4 protein-coding genes are annotated in these 4,014 nt (G+C 68.1%); all 4 read left to right on the forward strand.

Features of this window, described 5'->3' with window-relative positions; translation table 11 throughout:
- Window positions 1–377, forward strand: a 377-nt coding sequence (locus ACYSM9_RS21645; RefSeq protein WP_461859004.1) for a fumarylacetoacetate hydrolase family protein, incomplete at its 5' end; no start/stop codon positions are given.
- Complete coding sequence (locus tag ACYSM9_RS21650; RefSeq protein ID WP_461859005.1) at window positions 377–1,129, forward strand: maleylpyruvate isomerase family mycothiol-dependent enzyme; 753 nt, start codon at window positions 377–379, stop codon at window positions 1,127–1,129. The genes ACYSM9_RS21645 and ACYSM9_RS21650, both read left to right, overlap by 1 nt.
- Window positions 1,130–1,354: 225 nt before the next feature.
- Window positions 1,355–2,950 carry a PucR family transcriptional regulator gene (locus ACYSM9_RS21655; RefSeq protein ID WP_461859006.1) on the forward strand — a complete coding sequence of 532 codons (1,596 nt, stop codon included), beginning with the start codon at window positions 1,355–1,357 and terminating at the stop codon, window positions 2,948–2,950.
- The gene (locus ACYSM9_RS21660; protein WP_461859007.1) at window positions 2,947–3,879 is read left to right on the forward strand and encodes a glutaminase; all 933 of its coding nucleotides are present in this window, start codon (window positions 2,947–2,949) and stop codon (window positions 3,877–3,879) included. The genes ACYSM9_RS21655 and ACYSM9_RS21660 overlap by 4 nt, the downstream gene beginning before the upstream one ends.
- Window positions 3,880–4,014: the final 135 nt, after the last annotated feature.

Here is a 4,014-nt window from a genome sequence, read left to right on the forward strand (position 1 = left end):
ACGACATCAGCATGCGCGACTACCAGTTCCGCACCATCCAGTGGCTGCAGGGCAAGACCTGGGAGAAGTCCACCCCGTTCGGCCCCGCCCTGGTCACCCAGGACGAATTCACGCCCGGCCCGCTGATGACCTCGGCCGTGGACGGCGACGTCCAGCAGTCCACCCCCACGTCCGACCTGGTGTTCACCCCGGAGTTCCTGGTCTCCTACATCTCCACGATCATCACGCTGAACCCGGGCGACGTGATCGCCACCGGCACCCCCGGGGGCGTGGGCCACGCCCAGGACCCCAAGCGCTACCTGCAGGAAGGCCAGGTCCTGGTCACCACCATCGAGGGCCTGGGCCGGCTAACCAACCGCGTGGTCAAGGAAGCCTGATGGTCGCCCGGCACGACCAGACCACCGACCCCGTCCTGCTCGACGGGCTTCTGCAGGCCAGGCGCGGCACCGCGTTCTTCGCCCGCAAGCTCAACGAGCTTCCCGACGCGGACCTGGACGGCGACTCCCTGCTGCCTGGCTGGTCGCGCCGGCACGTTGTAGCCCACGTGGGCTACAACGCCCGGGCCATCGCCCGGCTGGTCGAATGGGCGGCCACCGGGGTGGAAACCCCCATGTATCCCTCCGTGGAGGTCCGGAACCACGAGATCGACTTCGGCGCCACGCTGAGTCCCATCGCGCTGCGGAACCTGTTCGACCACTCCGCCGTGCACCTGAACGTCGAATGGCGCGACCTGCCGGCAGAGAACTGGCACCACAAGGTCAAAACCGTCCAGGGCCGGACCGTCCCCGCCGAGGAAACCGTGTGGATGCGCACCCGCGAAGTCTGGGTGCACGCCGTGGACCTCGACAACGGCGCCACCTTCCGCGACATCCCCGAACCCGTCCTGGAACGCCTCCTCACCGACATCACCGGCGCCTGGCACACCCGCGGCACGGACAACGGGCTCCTCATCACGGTGGACGGCACCAGCCTGTCGTTCGGTGACCCCGCGGCCGCGTCGCCCACCGTGGTGTCCGGTTCCCTGGCCGCCATCACCCAGTGGGCCACCGGCCGGGGCAAGGACGGCGTGGCAGCAACACACGACGGCGGACCGGCCGGGCAGGTGCCCGACGCGCCCGCCTGGATCTAGGCTGAACGCCCACGGGCGTATCCCCCACACCGCGCGGGAGGCGGGCCGGCAGCCGCCGGCCCGCCTTTCGGCCGTTCCGGCCCGTAGCCGAGGGCCGCCTCGGGCCGCACTCCAAAAAACCGGCCACGGGATTGGGTTGCATCCCATATTTTGGGTCCACAGTGCTGGATAGCATGAGGTGACCGGACAGAGCCGTCCGGCGGGATCGACGCAAAAGGAAACCCCATGTCCGTGGTTACGGTGGATGACATCCTCTCGGACCTTCCCCTTGGTTTCGCCAGCCTCATCCTGCGCCCCGGCCCGTCCGCGCCCGCCATCGAACGCTTCCTGATCGTCGACGCCGACGACGAAACAGTCGACGCCGCCGGCGCCTTTGTCCTGCTCATCGGCGTCCGCGGCCGCTCCGCCCTGCCCGCCCTGCGGCGGCTCCTGAAGGACCCGCCGCCCGTCGTCGCGGTCAAAGGCAGCCGGGAGGACCTGGCCGAAGCGGAGGAACTGCTGTTCTCCGCCGGGGCGGGCCTGCTGCTCGTGGACCCGGGAGCCGACTGGGACCGCCTGCTCTCCATCGCCAAGGACCGGATCCAGCCGCGGACCTACCAGCATGAAGTCCTGACACTGCTGGAAGAGGACCTGTTCGCCATCGCCCAGACCACGGCCCGGCTCACCTCCAGCCACGTCCTCATCGAGGACGCCGCCAACAAGGTACTCGCCTACTCCACCGTCACCAACGACATCGACGAACTCCGCAAAGCGTCCATCCTGTCCCGCCGCGGCCCGCGCAAATACGAACTGCTGCTCAAGGACCTGGGCGCCTACCGCGAGCTCCACCGCACGCGCCAACCGGTCCGCGTCCCCGCGAGGCCCCAGGACGGGCTCCGGGAACGGGTGGCCATCGCATTGTTCGCCGGCGAACGGATCATGGGCTACATCTGGCTCCAGGAGACCGGGAAAGGCTTCGGTGACGATGTGGAGTACGTCCTCACCGGCTCCGCAGCCAGGGTTTCGGCCGAACTGATCCGCTACCGCAACCAGCAGTCCGTCCACATGCGTGAGGACCGGGTGGCACGGATCCTGTCGGGTCCCGCCGAGGCCGCCGCCAGCGCCCACAGCGGAAAGATCCCCTCGGAGCGTCCCGCGGCGCTTCTCCTGATCGGCATGTCGGACGCCGACTCCCGGGCCGATGACGCCGCGCTCAAGCACGGCGAACTGGCCAACCTCGCATCGATCCACGCCGCCGCGTACAAGGCGTCCGCCGTCGTAGGCCAGTTCAACGGTGACACCGCCATCATCATGCCGGACCTGCAGTCCAGCACGGCGGAGACAGGGCTGAGGTCCCTCGCGGAATCGGTGGTCAAGGATGCCCGCAAACACCTGGGCATTACTCCCTTCGCCGCCGTCGGTCCGCTGGCACCCGACCTGCTGTCCCTCCACCGGGTCACCGGCATCACCGAGGCCCTGCTGGCCTGCGTGCGGAACGCCACCCCGGGCACCGTGGCCGGCGTGGACGATTTCGAGGCGGAGATCCTCTACCGCGAGGCCGTCCGGAATTTCCACGGCTCACCCTTCCGGCACGGCAGCCTCGCCTCGCTGCTCCAGGAGGACGCCGAACTCGCAGCAACCCTGCAGGCCTACTTCGACGCGTGCTTCGACGTCGCCGAGTGCGCCAAGCACATGAACCTCCACAAGAACACCGTCTACTACCGCGTTGCCAAAGCCGCCAGGGTCACTGGCCTGGACTTCGGCAACCCCCGCGACTCCCTGGTGGCCCTGCTCCATATCCAGGAATGGGCTGCCTCCAACGACAATTCAGGCAGGAAATGAGCACCACACTCAGCGCACCGCCCCTGGGCCTCCTCCTTGAGGACCTCGTCCGGCGCCACCGTCCCCGGGAGAACGCCGGCAGCATCCCCACGAATATTCCGTTCCTGGCCACGGTCCCGTTCGACCGTTTCGGCATCGCTGTCGCCACTACCTCGGGCGAGGTCTTCAGCTCCGGCGACGCCGGCGTTCCCTTCTCCATCCAAAGCCTTTCCAAGGTGTTCACCCTGGCGCTGGCGCTGCAGGGCGGCAGGTCCGCCGGCCTTTGGTCCCGGGTGCTGCGCGAACCCTCCGGAACGTCCTTCAACTCGCTGGTCCAGCTGGAAGCCGAGAAGGGAATCCCCCGCAATCCCTTCATCAACGCCGGCGCCCTGGTGGTTACCGACCACCTGCTGGAAGAGACGCCCGACGCCGCCACGCACCTCCTGCGCTTCCTCACCGAACAGGCGGGGAGCCCGGGTCCCTTTATTGATGAGGCCGCCGCTGCCGGTGAACTGGACAGCAGCAGCCGCAACCTGGCGCTGGCGCACTTCCTGAAGGATTTCGGCAACCTCACCCGGCCGGCCGGCGTCGTCGTGGAGAACTACGTCCGCCAGTGCTCCATCATGATGACCTGCGTCCAGCTGGCCAAGGCCGGCCTGTTCCTCGCCAACGACGGCCGGGGAACCTCCGGCACCGTGCTGTCCCCCAGCGAGGCCAAGCGGATCGGCTCGATCATGCTGACCTGCGGCATGTATGACGCCGCCGGCGAATTCGCCTACCGGGTGGGCCTGCCCGGCAAGAGCGGAGTGGGCGGGGGCATCCTGGTGATCGTCCCGGGCCAGTGCGCCATCTGCGTCTGGAGCCCCCGCCTGGACGCCAAGGGCAACTCCCTTGCCGGCACCGCGGCCCTGGCCGACCTCTCCGACCGCACCGGCTGGTCAGTCTTCTAAGTTTCCCCCCATCCAGCAAGATCTTCTCCGGATCGAAAGGAATACCCATGCCCAACAACCCCAATGAAGAGGTTGAGTTCGACCACGTTATTGATGGTGGTCACGCGCATGCGTCCGAGACCTCCCTGCACGCGG

Source organism: Arthrobacter sp. C152, from assembly GCF_054890965.1.

Bases quoted from the DNA above. Each gene is read 5' to 3' on its own strand.
- ACYSM9_RS21660 (WP_461859007.1), top strand. From the start codon at position 2,947: ATGAGCACCACACTCAGCGCACCGCCCCTGGGCCTCCTCCTTGAGGAC.
- ACYSM9_RS21650 (WP_461859005.1), top strand. From the start codon at position 377: ATGGTCGCCCGGCACGACCAGACCACCGACCCCGTCCTGCTCGACGGG.
- ACYSM9_RS21655 (WP_461859006.1), top strand. From the start codon at position 1,355: ATGTCCGTGGTTACGGTGGATGACATCCTCTCGGACCTTCCCCTTGGT.